1 pseudogene is annotated in these 281 nt (G+C 39.5%); it reads right to left on the reverse strand.

The window, feature by feature from the left end:
* Window positions 1–235 (reverse strand): annotated as a pseudogene (locus GH741_RS21460) (Crp/Fnr family transcriptional regulator); the annotation flags it as partial.
* Window positions 236–281: the final 46 nt, after the last annotated feature.

Raw genomic sequence — 281 nt, forward strand, 5'->3', positions numbered from 1 at the left:
TAAATAGTCCTGCATTTGGAAGTGCTACTGTTTCTAAGAATGCTGCCCACCAGCCTTGAACGGCAGGATGCTCACCAGTTGCTTTTCCAATTGCGCCGTGTAAGAATCCTGTTGCATCAAATTCTCCACCAGTAATTTTCCCCCAACCACCTGTGATCCAAGCATAGCCAAGATAGATACGAATAATTGCTAACACTCCAGCTACAATAGTATTTCTTCTTAATAATTCAAACATGTTGATCCACTCCCATTTTTTAATTTTATTTGTTCAACAATTCACA

Source organism: Aquibacillus halophilus (assembly GCF_009649745.1).
In the GTDB taxonomy this organism is placed as follows: Bacteria; Bacillota; Bacilli; order Bacillales; family Amphibacillaceae; genus Aquibacillus; species Aquibacillus halophilus.